Raw genomic sequence first — 17,062 nt, 5'->3', positions numbered from 1 at the left:
CGGTGACCAGAGCCACGGATGCTGCCGACCAGTTGGGACTCACCTACGAGGTGACCAGGCACGGCCGGGTGAACTCGCTGGAGGAGGCCGCGGCGGCCCGCGGGATCGAGCCGGCGCGGCTGATCAAGACGATCGTCGTCCGGCTGTCCGACGACGACTACCGGTTCGTGCTGGTGCCGGGCGACCGGGAGATCGCGTGGCCGAAGCTGCGCACGCTGCTCGGCGTGAACCGGATCTCGATGCCGGACAAGGACACCGCGTTCGACGTCACCGGCTACGTCCGCGGGACGATCACACCGCTCGGGAGCACGCACGCCTGGCCGGTGATCGCCGACGAGCGGATCACCGGCACGATCTCGATCGGCGGCGGTGACCACGGCGTCGGGATCACCGTCGACGCCGGGGCACTCGCCAAGGCTCTCAACGCCACCGTGGCTGACGTGACCGATTAGACCAGTAGTCCTTGCTGGCCTGCTCGGAGTCCTGCCTGGAAGCGTGTGGTCGCATCCAGCGCTTTCAGGATGCGCTGCATCCGGCGTTCTACTGTGCGTTGGGCAACCCCCAGTCGGCGGGCGATGGCTTGATCTGTCAGGCCGGCAGCGGCCAGCGAGAGCAGCTGCTGGTCCTCCGGAGTCAACGGACCGTCCGAGGACACTGACGGCGTCAGCGGGCTGGCTTGCTGCCACAGCAGGTCGAAGAGGCGCAGCAGGGCGTCCAGCAGGCTTGACTGACCGAGCTCCACCACGACGTCCGGAGCAGTCGGCAGCAATGCGGTACGGCGGTCGACGGCGACCAGCTTCAGCGGTACGTCGCGCAGCATCCGGCAGCAGCCGGACGAGCGAGCGGCCGCCAGGTCGCCCGGCTGGGACAGTGAGTCCATGTCGTAGATCGCTCGGTAGGTGATCCCGCGCGGGACCGCGACGTACGGCACGCGGTCCAGCACGAGCACCTCGTCCTGCGCGCACTGCTGCGCCTGGTAGAAGCGTTGGGCGATCGCTTCGGCGCCACGGATGACCGTGAACGCGTCCGGCTGACGGAACTCGGCCGTCAGCACCGCAGCGCCCAGCCGCGCCTCGACGATCGCCGCCTGCTTCCGGAGCGCGAGCAGCTCGACCGCGGCCTCCGGTACGGCGGGCAGGTATCTGGCCGGACGGCCTGGCGTACGGGACGCCAGGCCGAGGGACAGCAGTGACTTCAGGTGCCGGCCGACGCGGTTGGCCGGCCAGCCGACGTACGAGGCCAGCTCGGTCGCAGTGGACTCCGGGCGGGCCAGAAGCGCCCGGTAGAGCTGCTCGTCCTCCGAGCAGACACCGAGCGCCTCCAGCAACGGAGTCGGTCGATAGTTGTGCATGATCAGGGCAGCGAGTGCACGTGGCCGCCGACCTGGGTCGCGAACTGGTTGCCGTTCGACGCGTCCCAGTTGGTCGACCAGGTCATCGCACCGCGCAGCGACGGCCAGGGAGTGCTCGGCTTGTAGTTGCCGCACCCGGTGCCCTTGGTCAGGCAGTCCAGCGCGTTGTTGACGACCGACGGCGCGACGTACCCGCTTCCGGCTGCCCTGGACGACGCCGGCAGGCCGAGACCGACCTGGTCGGGACGGAGGCCGCCCTGCAGCATGATGCAGGCCTGGGCGGTGATGAAGTCGACCGAGCCCTGCGAGTACACCTGGCCGTCGCAACCGTTCATCGAGCCGGAGTTGTAGTACTGCACGTTGACGATGGTCAGGATGTCCTTGATCGCCAGCGCGAGCTTGAAGTACTCGAACGACGTGCTCTGCATGTCGATCGTCTGCGGCGCCATGGTGATCACCAGCCCGCTGCCGAACTGGCTCTGCAGGCTGTGCAGCGCCTGACCCATGTACTGCGCGTTGACGCCGTTCTCCAGGTCGATGTCGATCCCGTCGAACCCGTAGGTCCGCAGCACCGAGAGCGCGCTCGACGCGAAGTTGGCCGCGGCCGTCGGGTCCGCCACCGAGATGGTGCCGTTCTGGCCGCCGACGGACAGGATGACCTTCTTGCCGGCCGCCTGCTTCGCCGCGATGTCCGCCTTGAACTGCGCGACCGTGTACCCACCGAGCCCGGCGCTGTCCAGCGTGAACGTGATGCCGCCCGGCTTCGACGGATCGGCATCCGCGAAGGCGACCGCGATCAGGTCGTACGCCGCCGGCACGTCGGAGATCTTCTGCACCGTCGCGCCGTTGTTGAAGTTCTGCCAGTACCCGGTGAGGACATGGGCCGGGAGGGCAGCGGGCGGGTTGGTGCCGCCCTCGGAGGTGGTGCCGGACACCGCGGCGCCGTACGGCGAGCAGTTGCCGCTCGGGTCACACGCCCGCACCTTGAACGAGTACGTGGTGGAGGCGCTCAGCCCGGTAGCGGTCCAGCTGGTCACGTTGCCGACGCTCTGCGCCGCCCCGGTACCGCGGACGACGTCGTAGTGGTCGATACCGTTCGCGTCGGACGCCGCGGACCAGGTCAGCTTCAGCGAGCTCGAGGTCGGACTGCCGACCGTCAGGCCGCCGGGCGTCGACGGCGGCGTGGTGTCCTGCGTCCCGCCGGGCCCGTCCAGTACGACGTCATCGACCTGGTACGCCGGCAGTGCGTACCAACTGTGGACGTAGATCGTGACGGAGCTGGAGGCGCCAGTGGTGAACGGCACCGTCAGCTGGCTCCAGCCGGAACTGGTGGTCCACGTCGAAGGACCACCGTCCACTCCGAGGTAGACGTTCGAGCCCTTGACCCACGCCGAGAGCGTGTACGCCGTATTGGGCTGGACTGCTATCGACTGGGAACACCGGGCGATGTCGCTCCCGCTCGGGGTGGCCGACAGCGCGTACGAGCCGGAGTGCGGGGCGGTCGTCGTGACGCTGCCGGCCGGGCACGACCAGCCGGAGAGCGTGCCGGACTCGAAGCCGGCGTTCGTGACGAGGTTGGTGGCCGCGGAGGCGGGACCGGGGACCAGGAAGGTCATGACTACGACGAGCAGGCTGATGACGACCGCTGCCTGGGGGCGGTGTGCAGGCGGTTTCATGCCTTACAACCTGTGACCGCGCAATTACATTGTCAAGACCCTACATAAAGTGAGAACGCTCCCACGCGCAGAAAAACGAGAATCTTTACGGTTACTTGGCTGAGCCGGGAAAGGCGACGGCCCCCGGCGGGGGGGTGACCGGGGGCCGTCTTCGGCCACGGGCTCGGGGGGAGGAGCCGGGGGCCGTTCAGGAGGCGACAGTCTGCCACTGTCAGAGGGTATGTACCCCCTGGACCGGGCCTCACACATCTCAGTTCGATTTCAACCGATTATGTGTCACCCAGGCGCTGGTCCCACCCGATCAGGCGCTTCCAGCCAGTGTCACTGTCACACTGCTCACCAGTCTAACGGGATACCGGCCCACACAAAAGCCCGGGTCCCCCGGCGTTTCGCTCCGATCTCTATCCTCGACTCCATGGCGCACCCTGGGACGGCTCGATCGGCGGCATTCTTCGATCTGGACAAGACCATTCTGGCTCGCTCGAGCACGCTGGCCTTCTCGCGGCCGTTCTACGCCGGCGGCCTGATCAACCGGCGGACCGTGCTGCGCAGCGCCTACGCCCAGTTCGTCTACCTGCTCGGCGGCGCGGACCACGACCAGATGGAGCGGATGCGGGAGTACATCTCCGCGATGTGCACCGGCTGGGACGTGTCGACGGTGAGGGCGATCGTCGCCGACACCCTGGACCACATCGTCCGGCCGATGATCCACAGCGAGGCGGTGGAGCTGATCGAGCAGCATCATGCGGCCGGCCGGGACGTGGTGATCGTGTCGTCGTCGGGCGCCGAGGTGGTGGAGCCGATCGGCGCGATGCTCGGCGCCGACCGGGTGATCGCCACCCGGATGGTAGTTGCTGACGGCAAGTACACCGGCGAGATCGCCGAGTATGCGTACGGTCCGTACAAGGCGACCGCGATCCAGGCGCTGGCCGCGGCGGAGGGTTACGACCTGGCCGCGTCCTACGGGTACTCGGACTCGATCACCGACGAGCCCCTGCTGGCCGCCGTCGGGCACCCGTACGCGGTCAACCCGGACAAGGCGTTGCGCCGGGTCGCGGTCGAGCGCGGCTGGCCGATCCTGGAGTTCGCCGAGCCGGCCGAGCGGATCGGATTCCAGGGCGTACGGCGTCCCGCGCTGGCGGCCGGGGTGGTCGCCGCGATCGCCGCCGGGGCGCTGCTGCTGGCCTCCCGCCGCCGGGCCCGGGCGAGCTGAGAGCTGAAGCGCGCTTCATACTTCTCAACTCCATGAAGCACGCCGCATCCCCTTCCCAGAAAGGGGTTTCAGGAGTACAAAGGAATCAACAAAGGACCTTCGGGTCCGGTAGAGATTGCACGGAAACTCAGGTACCCACGCGGCGACCAGCCCATCCCAAACGGGCAGCGCGACCCAGGCCAGTCCTGTGGCGGCAAACCGGTGCACGCATGGTAACCAGGGCAACGTGCCAGCGACGGCGTTCTCCCAGGAGAGCGCCGTTCGCACGTTCGGCCGAGCATCCGGGGACGCGCTCAGGAGGCGAGCGGCGACAGCTCGGCACCTTTTGTCACGACCTCGCAGGATCGCAGCAGCCAATCACGAACACCCGTCAGTCCTCGCGCTGTGTAGTCGGTGAGGCCGGACGCATAGCTGGCTCGCAACACATAGTGACCACCCTCAGGGACCGTGACCGCGACCGGGTCGATGCCCCGGGCAACCAACAGGCAGCGCTCGGCGGCCCGGGCGACCAGTCCGTTCGCCGCCGGGAACGGGCGCAGCACGGCGAGTTCGGCGTGCACGATCGCCGCGACGACCAGGCCGGGCGCCTTCGTCGGGCGGGTGAGGTTCTGCGCGAGAGCGCTCAACCGCTCCCACATCTCGTCGGCGCCGGGGGCCGGCGGCAGTCCGGGGATGTCGTCGGGTACGGGTTCCGCACTGGTCCGGAGATGGCCCAACTGGTCTTCGGGGAGCAGATCGGCCGCGGCCAACTGGTGCAGTCTGGTCCAGACCTGCACCGGGGCCTTGTCGAGCTGCGGAGCGAGCGTCATCAGTTCGCCGGTCAGCCGGACCGCGCCGGAGGCCAGTCCGTCGGCGGTGCCCTGGCGTACGTCGTCCGGTGTCGCCGTACTGCCGGCCAGCGCGGCGGACGCGTGCGCCCCACGCAGCAGCGCCTCCGCGGTCATGTCCGAACCGACGCGGCGCAGACCCCGGTCCCGGAGCAGGACGTCGACCGCGTCCCGGGCCGCCCGGGCCGCCGACCCGACCCCTTCCAGACCACCCAACGGCTCGAACACGTCAACACTCATACCTGCACCCTAAGGCCGTGCCTGGCGGCCCCACGTCTACTGCGCGGCACTCGGCACGGCATCTCGCCGCACTGGAGCAAAGGACATGATGGATCCGCATCGCGCCCTTCGCTCCAGCACGCCGAGCTACCGCGCCGAGCACCTGCTCGCGACGACGTGGGACCACCAGGCACGGCCTAGGATGACTAGGCATGGCGCTCGGCACCGTCCCCAGGTTCAGCATCGTGGTCCCCTGCCATGGCTCGCGGGCGTGGTTGCGGCCGTGCCTGGACTCGGTGCTCGGTCAGTCGTTCAGCGATTTCGAGGTGATCGGGGTCGACGACGCGGACCCGGACGGCTCCGGACGGATCCTGGACGAGTACGCCGCCGCCGACCCGCGGGTCCGGGCGCTGCACCTGGAGGAGAACATCGGCCTCGGCCCGGCCCGCAACGCCGGCCTGAAGGAGTGCCGCGGCGAGTACGTGCTCTTCCTGGACGCCGACGACGAGTACCTGCCCGGCTCCCTGGAAGCGATCGCGACCCGGATCGACAACGCGCGGCAGCCGGACATCGTGATGTTCGACTACGAGCGGATCTACTGGGACGGCCGGGTGCTCGGCAGCCAGCGGCACGACGCGTTCGCGCGCGAGGGCGCAGGGGTGTTCACGGCGGCCGAGCGGCCGATCTTCCTGACTTTTCTCGAGGTGGTCTGGAACAAGGCACACCGGCGGGAGTTCCTGACCCGGCACGGTTTCGCGTTCACCAGCGGCTTCTACGAGGACGCGCCGTGGACCTACTCGACGATGCTCACCGCCGAGCGGATCGCGACCCTGGACCGGGTCGTCGTGCACTACCGGCAGCACCGGACCGGCGGCAACATCCACGCCACCAGCGGCCGCCGCCAGTGGGACATCTTCGACCAGTACGACCGGGTGCACGCGTTCATCCAGTCCGACCCGGACCTGGCCGGCTGGCGCCGGTTCGCCTTCGACCGGTCGCTCGATCACATCCTCGCCGTGCTCGCCAAGCCCGAGCGGATCGACACCGAGGACCGGGCCGAGTTCTTCCACGCCGCCCACGCGTTCGCCAAGCGGTGGAAGCCCGGGGGCTACAGCACCGACCGGACGGCCCGCGGGTTCAAGCGCTGGCTGCTGATCCACGACGACTACGCGACCTACTCGACGCTGAAGCTGAGCGCGCGGATGCTGCACGCCCCGAGCCCGCGCAAGCGGGTCGGCAAGCTGCTGCGCCGCGGCAAGCTCGATCCGAACCTGGTCGCGTACGCCGCGGGCGGGTGCACGCAGTACGCCGGCAATCCGCGCGCGATCTGCGAGAAGGCGGCCGAGCTCGCGCCGCAGCTGCGCGGGGTCTGGGTCGTCGACGAGGAGCACGTCGGCGCGATCCCGGAGGGCGTCGAGTACGTCGTCGCGGACTCCCCGGCGTACGAGAAGCTGCTCGGCAAGGCGACGTACTTCGTCAGCGACGCGAACTGGCCCAAGGACCTGGACAAGCGCCAGGGCCAGGTGCATCTGCAGACCCAGCACGGTACGCCGCTGACGACGGCGGCGTTGACCGTGGAGGGCAGGGACGAGCTGATGCGCGCGGTCGACCGCTGGGACTTCAACCTGTCCTCGAACCGGTACTCGTCGGAGATCTGGGAGCGCATCTACCCCTCGTACTTCGAGGAGCTCGAGTACGGCTACCCGCGCAACGACCGGCTGCTGACCGCGACACTCGACGAGGTCCGCGCGATCCGCGCCGGACTGGGGTACGACGACTCGCACCTGGTGATCCTCTACGCGCCGGCGTCCGACGAGCGCCTCGATTCGGACCGGCTGGCGACCGCGGCCGGCGAGCACACCCGCGTGCTCGGCATCGACGAGCAGTCCCGGGCCGAGGACCTGATGCTGGCGGCTGACGTCCTGGTCTCGGACCACTCGTCGATCATCTTCGACTACGCCAATCTCGACCGGCCGATCCTGCTCCTCGATGACGACCGGACCGACACGTACTTCGATGTCGCCGAGTTCCCGCCCGGCGTTGTCGCGCGCTCCGCCGAGGAGCTGTTCACCGCGCTGCGCAACGGCACGTTCGCGGCGCCCGAGGCGGCCAAGCACCGGCATCTGTTCCGGGAGAAGTTCTGCGAGTTCGACGACGGCCGCGCGGCCGAGCGCGTCGTCCGGCGGGTGTTCCTGGGCGAGCTCGAGCTCCCGGCGATCACGCCGTTGGCCGACCGGTCCCCGGCCCCCTCGGCGTACTTCGTGCATAATGGCTGACATGTCGATCAGCCTGAAGCCTGTCCACACCTCGCGTGTGCGCTTCAGCCTGCGACGACGACGCACTGTCTGAACACCTCAGCCTGTTCCAGTCGCGTCATCTTCGGTGAAGGACCACGTCATGTCCGCAGTTCTGCCTGTCCTGTCCACGAGACTGTCCGCTGCCGCCGCGGCCGCCTTCGGTACGCCGTACGACCCGGAGTTGCGGTCGGCGACCAAGCCCGAGTTCGGACATTACCAGAGCAATGTCGCGCTGCGGATCGGCAACGCCCTCGGCCTGCCGCCGCGGGGCGTCGCCGAGCGCCTGATCGCCGAACTACAGCTCGACGACCTCTGCCGGCCGCCGCAGATCGCCGGACCTGGATTCATCAATCTGACGTTGCTGCCCGAGACGCTCGCCAGGGCGGTCAACGAGCCCGAGACCTTCGGCAGCAACGGCCGGCGGGTCGTCGTCGACTACTCGCAGCCGAACGTCGCGAAGCAGATGCACGTCGGCCATCTCCGGTCGACGGTGATCGGCGACGCGCTGTGCAAGGTGCTCGAGTTCGTCGGGTACGACGTGATCCGGCAGAACCACGTCGGCGACTGGGGCACGCAGTACGGGATGATGATCGAGCAGTTGCTCGACGAGGGGATCACCGCGCATTCCCTTGATCTGCAGGGATTGCAGCAGCTGTACGAGCGGAGCCGGAAGCACTTCGACGCCGACGGCGCCTTCGCCGACAGGTCGCGGCTGCGGGTCGTCGCGCTACAGTCGGGTGCTCCGGAGACGCGGACGATGTGGCGGCACATGGTCGACGTGTCCCTCGACGACTTCGACCAGGTCTACGCGTTGCTGGGTTCCGCACTGACCAGACAGGACGTCGTCGGCGAGAGTGCCTACAACGACGACCTCCCGCACGTCGTCAGCGACCTGGATCAGCAGGGTCTGCTGACGGAGTCCGACGGCGCCCTGTGCGCGTTTCTCCCCGGGTTCCAGGGCCGGGACGGCGATCCGCTTCCGGTGATCGTCCGGAAGTCCGACGGCGGATTCGGCTACAGCGCAACAGACCTCGCCGCCGTACGTCACCGGGTGAGCACCCTGAAGGCGGACCGGATCGTCTACGTCGTCGACCACCGGCAGGCCCTGCATTTCGACATGATCTTCACCCTCGCGAGAACCGCCCACTGGCTCGACGTACCCGCAGAGCACGTCTCGTTCGGCACCGTCCTCGGACCGAACGGAAAGCCTTTCAAAACAAGAGAAGGCGGCACGGTCAAGCTCGTCGACCTGCTCGAGAGCGCGGTCGCCCGGGCCGACGCGCTGCTGGCGGGACGCGAAGGTGTCGACCGGTCAGCGACCGCGAGAGCCGTCGGGATCGGTGCGGTCAAGTACGCCGACCTGTCGAGCGACCGGGGCAACGACTACGTGTTCGACCTGGACCGGATGGTCGCGATGACCGGCAACACCGGCCCGTACCTGCAGTACGCCCACGCCCGGCTCACCAGACTGCTCTCCAAAGCAGACGTATCAGGTGAGGTCACCGAGCTGAAGGACCCGGCCGAGCAGCGGCTCGCTCTCCTCCTCACCGGCTTCGGCGCCGTTGTCGAACAGGTCGCCGAGACACTCCAGCCGCACAGACTCTGCACCTATCTGTACGACGTCGCCTCGGCGCTCTCGGTGTTCTACGAGCAGTGCCCCGTGCTGAGCAGCGAAGGCGAGACCAGAGCAAGCCGGATCGCCCTCTGCACCGCGACCCGGAAAGTGTTGCAGGATGGACTCGGCCTGCTGGGGATCGAGGCCCCCGATGCGATGTGAGTGGAGGACCGATGCTGCCGTGGTCGGCCGAGTTCAAGGGACGTCTGGACCAGACGACGTACACGAGTGAGTTGCTCCGCGGGAACCCGCTGGGCGATCCGCACGAGCGTCCGGTGCTGGTCTACCTGCCGCCGGGGTACGACGACCCGGCCAACGCGGGCGAGCGGTACCCGGCGATCTACGTGACGATGGGCTACACCGGTCACGTCGGCATGTGGTTCAACCGGGTCCCGTTCCGGCAGCCGTACCCGGAGCTGCTGGACGCGATGTTCTCCGACGAGAGCGTGCCGCGCGCCGTCGTCGTGTTCGTCGACTCGTGGACGAAGTACGGCGGTAGCCAGTGCCTCGACTCCCCCGGCACCGGGCAGTACCAGTCGTACCTGTGCGACGAGATCGTGCCGTGGGTCGACGCGACGTACCGGACGATCCCCGACCGCGACCACCGCGCCGTCACCGGCAAGTCGAGTGGCGGCTACACCGCGATGGTGACGCCGCTGCTGCGCCCGGACGTGTTCGGGGCGCTCGCGACGCACGCCGGTGACGCGCTCTTCGACGTCTGCTACCGGCCCGAGTTCCCGGAGCGGGCGCGGACGCTGCGGGACAAGTACGACGGCAGCTACGAGAAGTACTTCGAGGTGCTCGCGACCAAGACCGGCCGGACCACCAACGAGGACCTGCACCTGCTGGAGATGTACGGCTATGCGTCGGCGTACTCCGCCGAGCCCGACGGCACGGTGCTGATGCCGTTCGACGACCTCGGGGCGATCATCCCGGACATCTGGGCTCGCTGGCTGTCCCGCGATCCGGTCGAGATGGTGAAGGAGCCGCAGTACGCCGAGGCGCTGCGCTCGTTGCGCGCGGTCTGGATCGACGCCGGCCGGCAGGACGAGTACTACCTGGATCTCGGCGCCACCGCGTTCCACCGGGCCGCCCGCGAGGCCGGTCTCGCGGACGAGCGGATCCACTTCGAGTTGTTCGAGGGCACCCACGGCGGGATCGAGTACCGCTACCCGATGGCGGTGCGCTGGCTCGCCGAGCAGCTCGGCTAATTGGCGTGCCGTCGCCCGGCGGACGCCGTACCGTCGAGCCATGAACTGGCCGGAGGGGATCGCGGCGCGCCCGATCGACAAGGGTGACGTCGAGGCGTGGGCGGTGCTGATGGCCGCCAAGGAGAAGGCCGACCAGGACGGCGAGAACTTCGCCGCGGCGGACCTGGCCGAGGCCGTGAACCGCCCGAACGTAGACCTGGGCCGGGACAGCATCAGTCTGTGGGCCGACGGCCGGATGGTCGGCTACGGCCAGCTGCACGTGCCGCACACCGTGGTCGACGTCGACCGGGTACGGACCGAGGGCACGATCGACCCCGAATGGCGGCGGCGCGGCCTGGGTACGGTGCTGATGCGCTGGCTGATCCAGCGCGCCGGCGAAGTGCACGCCGCCACCCACCCGCAGGTGCCCGGCCTGGTCGGCACCGGCGCGGCCAGCGACAACGTCAGCGCGAGCAGCCTGTTCGAGGGCCTGGGTTTCAAGCCCGAGCGGTTCTTCTTCGACATGCGCCGTCCGCTCGACCAGCCGGTGCCGGAGGCGTCGGTGGCCGACGGGCTCCGGCTGACGGGATACGACCCGTCGTACGACGAGGCCCTGCGGCTGGCGCACTTCGAGGCGTTCTCCGACCACTGGGGCTGGGCGCCGCCGACTCCGGAGACGTGGCGGTCACGGTCGATCGGTTCGCGGGCGTTCCGCGGCGGGCAGTCGTACCTCGTGCTGGACGGCGACACCGTCGCGGCGTACGTGAACTGCTACGAGTGGGAGGCGGACACCGAGGCGACCGGCGTCCGCGAGCTGTACATCGGCCAGGTCGGCACGCGGCGCGCGTACCGTGGCCGCGGGCTGGCACGGGCGACCATCGCGAAGGTGCTCACCGAGGGCGCACAGGCCGGCTACCAGCGGGCCGGTCTCGGCGTCGACGCCGACAACCCGACCGGTGCGCTCGGCCTGTACGAGAACCTCGGCTTCACCACTCACAAGAAGTTCACCGACTACGCGCTGCCCCTTCCGTCAGACGTGTGAGTCCGCGACGACCGGGGCCTCGACCGGCTCCGGCTCGCTGCGGAACCACGTCCACGGCCGGACCGTGAACACGATCATCGCCAGGCTCACGGCCGCGTAGACGAGCGCTCCGACGAACGCGGCGTGCACGCCGTGGACCAGGACCTCCCGCGGTGCGGTCGCCGTCGAGTTGCGGCTCGCCGTACCGAAGATCGTCACCAGGATGCCCAGGCCGAGCGCGCCGCCGACCTGCTGGACCACGTTCAGCATGCCGGACGCGGCGCCCGAGTCCTCCGGCGCGACACCCGAGATGGCGCGGCCGACGAGCGGGATGAAGATCATCCCGGCGCCCGCTCCGAACAGCAGCATCGGACCGACCACGTCGTGCAGGTAGGTGCTGTGCGCGTCCAGCCGGGTCAGCCAGATCGTGCCGAGCGTGACCAGGGTGGACCCGGCCACCAGCAGCTTCGCCCCGTCGATCCGGGCGACCAGCTTCGGTACGACGCGCGACGCGGTGAACAGCAGACCGGTGAGCGGCAGGAACGCCAGACCGGCCGTCAGCGGGCTCAGCGCGAGCACGCCCTGCAGGTACTGCGTCAGGAAGAAGAACATCCCGAACATCGTCCCGACCACGAGCAGCATGGTGAGGTACGACGCCGACCGCTGAGCGGACTTGAACAACCGCAACGGCACGATCGGGTGGCTCACGCGGCGCTCGATCAGGACGAACGAGACCAGCAGCACGACGCCGGCCGCGAACGCGACCAGGACCTCCGCCGACGACCAGCCGGCCTCGGCGACCCGGATGAACCCGTACACCAGCGAGGTGATGCCGAGCGTCGAGGTGAGCGCACCGGCCACGTCGAACCGGCCGGTCTCCGGGGCGGTCTCGCTCAGCACGCGGCGGGCCGCGAAGACCAGGGCGATACCGATCGGGACGTTGATGAACAGGCCCCAGCGCCACGACACCCAGTCGGTCAGCATGCCGCCGAGCACCAGCCCGACGCTGCCGCCGCCGGAGGAGACGAGGCTGTAGTAGCCGAGCGCCTTCATCCGCTCGGGACCTTCGCGGTACGTGAGCATCAGCAGCGTCAGGGCCGCCGGCGCGGCGATGGCGCCGCCGATGCCCTGCAGGACGCGTGCGGCGAGCAGCAGCTCGGCGTTCGGGGCGAGGCCGCCGAGCAGCGACGCGAGGGTGAAGACACTGATACCGGTGATGAACACCCGGCGGCGGCCGAGCAGGTCGCCGGCGCGGGCGCCGAGCAGCAGCAGGCCGCCGAACGCGAGCGCGTAGGCGTTCTGCACCCACGACAGGCTCGACGGGCTGAAGTGCAATGCCTGCTGGATGTGCGGCATCGCGATGTTCACCACGGTGCCGTCGAGGATGACCATCAGCTGGGTGACCAGGATGACCGCGAGCACGACCCCCGGCCGCCGCGCAGGCGTGCCGGTTCCGGCGCCGGCCGGGCCTGAGGATGTTGCCGACATATTGCTCCTTACCCCGGAGGGGCTACAGTTGTGGAAGGAAAAGTGGAGTGCTCCTCCGGATACGATACGGAGGCACCCTCCGCTTTGCAAGCGATATTCTGGACCGACCCGTGAGGAGGTCGAACTTGGCGCCGCAACCCCTGCCGTGCGCACGGCCCACCCGTGCGGACGCCGCCCGGAACTACGACCGCCTGGTGACGGCCGCCCGGGAGACCTTCGGCGAGCACGGCACCGACACCTCGCTGGAGGAGATCGCCCGCCGGGCCGGAGTCGGCATCGGCACGCTCTACCGCCGGTTCCCCAGCCGGACCGCGCTGCTCGAGGCGGTCTACGTGGACGAGATCCAGTCCGTCTGCGACCGGGCGTACGACTTCGACCGGGAGCTGGAACCGTTCGACGCGCTGGCCGCGTGGCTGCGCAGCTTCGTCGGCTACGGGCTGTCCAAGAAGAGCCTGGCCACCGAGCTGATCGATGCCCTCGGCAAGGAGTCCCCGTTCTTCAAGGCCTGCAAGGTGAATGTGCAGGAGGCTGGGCAACTACTGCTGGACAAGGCGAAGGCGACCGGCGACGTCCGGCCGGAGCTGGAGCTGGCCGACGTCATGCGGCTCGTCGGCGGCATCACCCACAACGCCGACACCCCGCCGGAGCAGGCCCACCGCCTGCTCGACATCGTGCTCTGCGGGCTCAGGCCCGCTGCTCCCGCAGCGCAGCCAGCGAAGGGTTAGCCGCGTCCCGCTCGGTGTACTTGAGCTCCCGGACCGGCCACTCGATCGCCAGCTCCGCGTCGAACAGGTCCACCGCCACCCGCTCCGGCGACCAGTGCTCGTTCACCAGGAAGTTGTATGTCGTGTGCGGCGCCACCGTGCAGAATGAGTTGCCGACGCCGCGCGGCACGTAGAGCGCGTCCGACGGACCGAGCTCGAAGGTCTCGACGCGGCCGAAGGTGTCGTTGTCGCGGAGGTCGACGATCGCGGCGAACACCCGGCCGGACGACGGCGACAGGTACTTGTCCCACGGCTCCGCGTGGATCCCACGGACGATGCCGGCGTCCTCGAAGTACGCGACGTTGTGCTGGACGACGACCATGCCGAGCTCGGCCAGCTTCTCGCGGTGGAAGTTCTCCTTGAACCACCCGTCGTCGTGCGGCTGGACCTGCAGCCCGACATGCACCACTCCCGGGATCGACGTCTCCTCGGTCCTCACCGGCGCACCTGCCGACGGGCCTCGAGCTGCGCCTGGTCGGCGGCGGCCAGGCCCGCGTGCCACCCGGCGCCGTTGGTGATGCGGGTCCGCCGGGTCGTCGTCCTCGGGAACAGCTGGGTGAACAACGCATCCACCTGCTCCTCCCGCTTGGCGAGCACCGGCAGCAGCCGGCCCGCCTCGGCCTCGGGCACGGCGGCCTGGGTCGCGGCGGAGGCCTGCTCGAGCCGCTCGGCGATGCGCTGCGCATAGGCCATCAGGAACGACTGCCGGAACGACCGGGTCCGCGACTCGCCGCGCTGACCGATGTGCTTGCCGGCAGCAATCATCGCCCGGTTCGCCTGGACCAGCAGCGAGGTGCTGAGGATCTCGGTGAGCTGCAGATCGAGCTCGGCGCCGACGATCGTGACGACGGCCAGGTCCTCGATCACGACGGTCCGGCAGCGGTTCGCCGCGGCGACCGCGCCGACCAGCTGCGCCTTGGCCGAGACGTACGGCGTGTCGATCCAGAGCCGGCGCGCCGACGAGTCGTCCGGGATCTCCTCCTCCGCCGTCACCAGCACACTGTCCAGCGAGAACTTCGCCATCAGCTCCTGCGCCTTCCCGGACAGCGCTTCCGCCTCGTCCGGGAACTCGGTCGCTTCCGCCTTCGCGAGCAAAGCCCGGATCCGCGCCAGCATCTTTCCGTCCACGGGTACGGCGGGGCGTGCCGCGCGGGCCGGCGCACCGGGCAGCGGGAGCAGGCGGGCCATCACCGGCAGGGTCTGCAGGAAGCCCGCAAGCGCGAGCGCGTGATGCAGGCTCAGGTAGCGGCCGACCCGCGCGGTCGCGGCCCACGCGGTCAGGCGCAGCTCGGCGAACGGCTGCGGCACACCGAGATCGGTGAGCTGGTCGAGCCAGCGCGGATCGATGGCGGCGGGAGCATACTGCTCGTGCTCGGCCGAGATCGCGGCCAGCAACAACGGCTCGACGGCTGCCTCCAGCTGGCGCCGTCCGTGCTGGACCACATCCGCCGGCGCCCAGCCGCGCTCCCAGGCACCGCGGACCAACGCATTCAGGAATCCTTGCAGGCAACGATCCACGGCCGCCTGGTCGCGCTCGTCGTACGCCCCCAGCCTGGCCAGCTGGGTGTCTGCGCGGTCGTCGGCGACGGCAACGGCGGCCGCCGCGATCGGCAACAGCCGGAGGATTTCCTGATCAGTCACGCGGACGAGTCTGACAGTCGCGCACGGTCGACCCAAACGGCGTCCGCGGAACCTGTGGACAGACTCCGGCGGCAGATCAAGGCGACGTACGATTCGGACAACGCGTTCCACCGGAATCAGACCATCAGACCCGTTGCTTTGAGCCCGCGTCGGGACGATCCTGCCTACAGGGGACATCACAGGGGGAGGCTTCGTCATGACTCAACTTGCCGGCAGTGGGATCGGCGATCTGCGACAGAACTTCGAAGGATCGGTGCTCGGCCCTGACGACGGCGGGTACGACGACGCGCGCCGGCTGTGGAACGCGGACCAGGACCTGCACCCGGCCGTAATCGCCCGGTGCCGGAGCGCTGCGGACGTCAGCCGTGCGGTGTTGTTCGCGCGTGAGCACGGACTGGAGATTGCGGTCCGTGGCGGCGCGCACAGCATCAGTGGCATGAGCTCGGTCGACGACGGGCTGATGATCGACCTGAGCGAGTTCAACGAAGTCACGGTCGATCCGCAGGCGCGCCGGGCCACGGCCGCCGGCGGCGCGTTGCTCGGTCAGCTCGACGCGGCGGCGCAGGAACACGGTCTGGCGACGCCGGCCGGCATGGTGAGCCACACCGGTGTCGCCGGACTGACGCTCGGCGGCGGGATGGGCTGGCTGAGCCGGAAGTTCGGTCTCAGTATCGACAACCTGCTGTCGGTCGAGGTCGTCACCGCGGACGGCCGCATCCTGCGCGCGTCCGACGACGAGAACCCCGACCTGTTCTGGGCGATCCGCGGCGGCGGCGGCAACTTCGGCATCGTGACGGAGTTCGAGTTCCAGTTGCACGAGGTCGCGCCGATGATCCAGTTCGGCATGATGTTCTGGGATCTCGACCAGGGCGCCGAGGTGCTGCGGATGGCCCGCGAGGTGATCGCGAAGCTGCCGGCCGAGGTGAACATCGTGGTGGGCGCGATCAGCGCACCGCCGGCTCCGTTCGTGCCGGCCGAGTACCACTTCCGGCCCGGGTACGCGCTGATCGTCCCGAGCTTCGGGTCGGCCGCGGAGCACGCGGCCGTCCTGGACGAGATCCGCGCGACGGTGCCGCCGCTGTTCGAGTTCGCCAGTCCGATGCCGTACCTCGCGCTGCAGCAGATGCTCGACGAGGCGAACGGCTGGGGATTCCACGCCTACGACAAGGGCTTCTACCTCGACGACTTCACCGACGAGGCGATCGCGGTGCTCACCGAACACGTGCCGCGCAAGCAGTCGCCGGGCTCGGTCGTGCTGTTCTACCGCCTCGACAACGCGTACTCGAAGGTCCCCGACGACGCCACCGCGTTCAGCGGCAGCCGGGCGCCGGGGTACGCCGGTTTCATCATCGCCGTCTGCCCGACGCCCGAACTGCTCGAGCACGACCGCGAGTGGGCCCGCTCGTTGTGGGCGGCAACAATCCCGGTGAGCCGCGGGATCGGCAGCTACGTGAACGCGATCAGCGACACCGGCGTGGACGACCGGGTACGCGCGTCGTACGGCGCGAAGTACGACCGACTGGCGGCGATCAAGGCGAAGTACGACCCGGAGAACGTCTTCCACCGCAACGCGAACATCAAGCCCGCCTAGAAGCCCTTACAAGCAGAGAGCCTGGGGGTTCGGGCGCGTGGCCGGGTTCGTGGGCCGGTGACGTCTGTCGCCGTTTGGACCGCTCCCGGCTCACCGAACTCGCCCGCCGGACCAGTCGCTGAAGTTCTCCTCCTCTCTCGGCTGGTGCCGCGATCGAGCTGCGGACCGA

At 69.2% G+C, this 17,062-nt stretch carries 14 protein-coding genes; 8 read left to right on the top strand and 6 right to left on the bottom strand.

Features of this window, described 5'->3' with window-relative positions:
- Window positions 1–2: 2 nt before the first annotated feature.
- Window positions 3–452, top strand: coding sequence for an aminoacyl-tRNA deacylase (locus ACWEOO_RS28240; protein ID WP_363707636.1), 450 nt, complete (start codon window positions 3–5; stop codon window positions 450–452).
- On the opposite strand, the gene ACWEOO_RS28235 is transcribed toward ACWEOO_RS28240, so the two are convergent.
- Together ACWEOO_RS28235 and ACWEOO_RS28230 are read right to left on the bottom strand one after the other, a co-directional pair.
- Window positions 449–1,351: a helix-turn-helix domain-containing protein gene (locus ACWEOO_RS28235; RefSeq protein ID WP_452145595.1), complete on the bottom strand. Its 903-nt coding sequence runs from the start codon at window positions 1,349–1,351 to the stop codon at window positions 449–451. The two genes, ACWEOO_RS28240 and ACWEOO_RS28235, sit on opposite strands and share 4 nt — an antisense overlap.
- A gap of 2 nt (window positions 1,352–1,353) precedes the next feature.
- A complete protein-coding gene (locus ACWEOO_RS28230) occupies window positions 1,354–3,027 on the bottom strand; it encodes a chitinase (RefSeq protein ID WP_452145594.1) in 1,674 nt (557 codons plus the stop codon).
- 415 nt (window positions 3,028–3,442) lie between these two features.
- Between ACWEOO_RS28230 and ACWEOO_RS28225 the strand changes: the two genes are divergently transcribed.
- Window positions 3,443–4,240 (top strand): HAD family hydrolase, encoded by a 798-nt coding sequence (locus ACWEOO_RS28225; RefSeq protein WP_452145593.1) that lies wholly within the window; start codon window positions 3,443–3,445, stop codon window positions 4,238–4,240.
- Window positions 4,241–4,533: 293 nt separating this feature from the next.
- Here the strand turns inward: ACWEOO_RS28225 and ACWEOO_RS28220 are convergent, their stop codons facing one another.
- The gene (locus ACWEOO_RS28220) at window positions 4,534–5,307 is read right to left on the bottom strand and encodes a cell filamentation protein Fic (protein WP_452145592.1); all 774 of its coding nucleotides are present in this window, start codon (window positions 5,305–5,307) and stop codon (window positions 4,534–4,536) included.
- Window positions 5,308–5,498: 191 nt separating this feature from the next.
- Here ACWEOO_RS28220 and ACWEOO_RS28215 point away from each other — a divergent pair, with 191 nt between their 5' ends.
- From ACWEOO_RS28215 to ACWEOO_RS28200, 4 genes are all read left to right on the top strand, one after another.
- A complete protein-coding gene (locus ACWEOO_RS28215) occupies window positions 5,499–7,562 on the top strand; it encodes a bifunctional glycosyltransferase/CDP-glycerol:glycerophosphate glycerophosphotransferase (protein ID WP_452145591.1) in 2,064 nt (687 codons plus the stop codon).
- A gap of 121 nt (window positions 7,563–7,683) precedes the next feature.
- Window positions 7,684–9,360: an arginine--tRNA ligase gene (argS, locus tag ACWEOO_RS28210; RefSeq protein WP_452145590.1), complete on the top strand. Its 1,677-nt coding sequence runs from the start codon at window positions 7,684–7,686 to the stop codon at window positions 9,358–9,360.
- Between the two features lie 11 nt (window positions 9,361–9,371).
- Complete coding sequence (locus ACWEOO_RS28205) at window positions 9,372–10,409, top strand: alpha/beta hydrolase-fold protein (protein WP_452145589.1); 1,038 nt, start codon at window positions 9,372–9,374, stop codon at window positions 10,407–10,409.
- Window positions 10,410–10,449: 40 nt separating this feature from the next.
- Entirely contained in the window at window positions 10,450–11,430 is a 981-nt protein-coding gene (locus ACWEOO_RS28200; protein ID WP_452145588.1) for a GNAT family N-acetyltransferase, read from the top strand.
- Here the strand turns inward: ACWEOO_RS28200 and ACWEOO_RS28195 are convergent.
- The gene (locus ACWEOO_RS28195; protein WP_452145587.1) at window positions 11,419–12,897 is read right to left on the bottom strand and encodes an MFS transporter; all 1,479 of its coding nucleotides are present in this window, start codon (window positions 12,895–12,897) and stop codon (window positions 11,419–11,421) included. The two genes, ACWEOO_RS28200 and ACWEOO_RS28195, sit on opposite strands and share 12 nt — an antisense overlap.
- 125 nt (window positions 12,898–13,022) lie before the next feature.
- On the opposite strand from ACWEOO_RS28195, the gene ACWEOO_RS28190 reads away from it, so the two are divergent.
- Window positions 13,023–13,622 (top strand): TetR/AcrR family transcriptional regulator, encoded by a 600-nt coding sequence (locus tag ACWEOO_RS28190; RefSeq protein WP_355699655.1) that lies wholly within the window; start codon window positions 13,023–13,025, stop codon window positions 13,620–13,622.
- Here the strand turns inward: ACWEOO_RS28190 and ACWEOO_RS28185 are convergent.
- Window positions 13,582–14,100, bottom strand: coding sequence for a dTDP-4-dehydrorhamnose 3,5-epimerase family protein (locus ACWEOO_RS28185; protein WP_452145586.1), 519 nt, complete (start codon window positions 14,098–14,100; stop codon window positions 13,582–13,584). The two genes, ACWEOO_RS28190 and ACWEOO_RS28185, sit on opposite strands and share 41 nt — an antisense overlap.
- Entirely contained in the window at window positions 14,097–15,302 is a 1,206-nt protein-coding gene (locus ACWEOO_RS28180) for a DUF2786 domain-containing protein (RefSeq protein ID WP_452145585.1), read from the bottom strand. Before ACWEOO_RS28180 ends, ACWEOO_RS28185 begins: the two co-directional genes overlap by 4 nt.
- Before the next feature lie 196 nt (window positions 15,303–15,498).
- On the opposite strand from ACWEOO_RS28180, the gene ACWEOO_RS28175 reads away from it, so the two are divergent.
- Window positions 15,499–16,893 carry an FAD-binding oxidoreductase gene (locus ACWEOO_RS28175; protein WP_452145584.1) on the top strand — a complete coding sequence of 465 codons (1,395 nt, stop codon included), beginning with the start codon at window positions 15,499–15,501 and terminating at the stop codon, window positions 16,891–16,893.
- Window positions 16,894–17,062 lie beyond the last annotated feature (169 nt).

Source organism: Kribbella sp. NPDC004138 (assembly GCF_053603655.1).
Note: the sequence above shows the minus strand (reverse complement) of the source record. Positions and strands in the feature narration are given on the sequence as shown.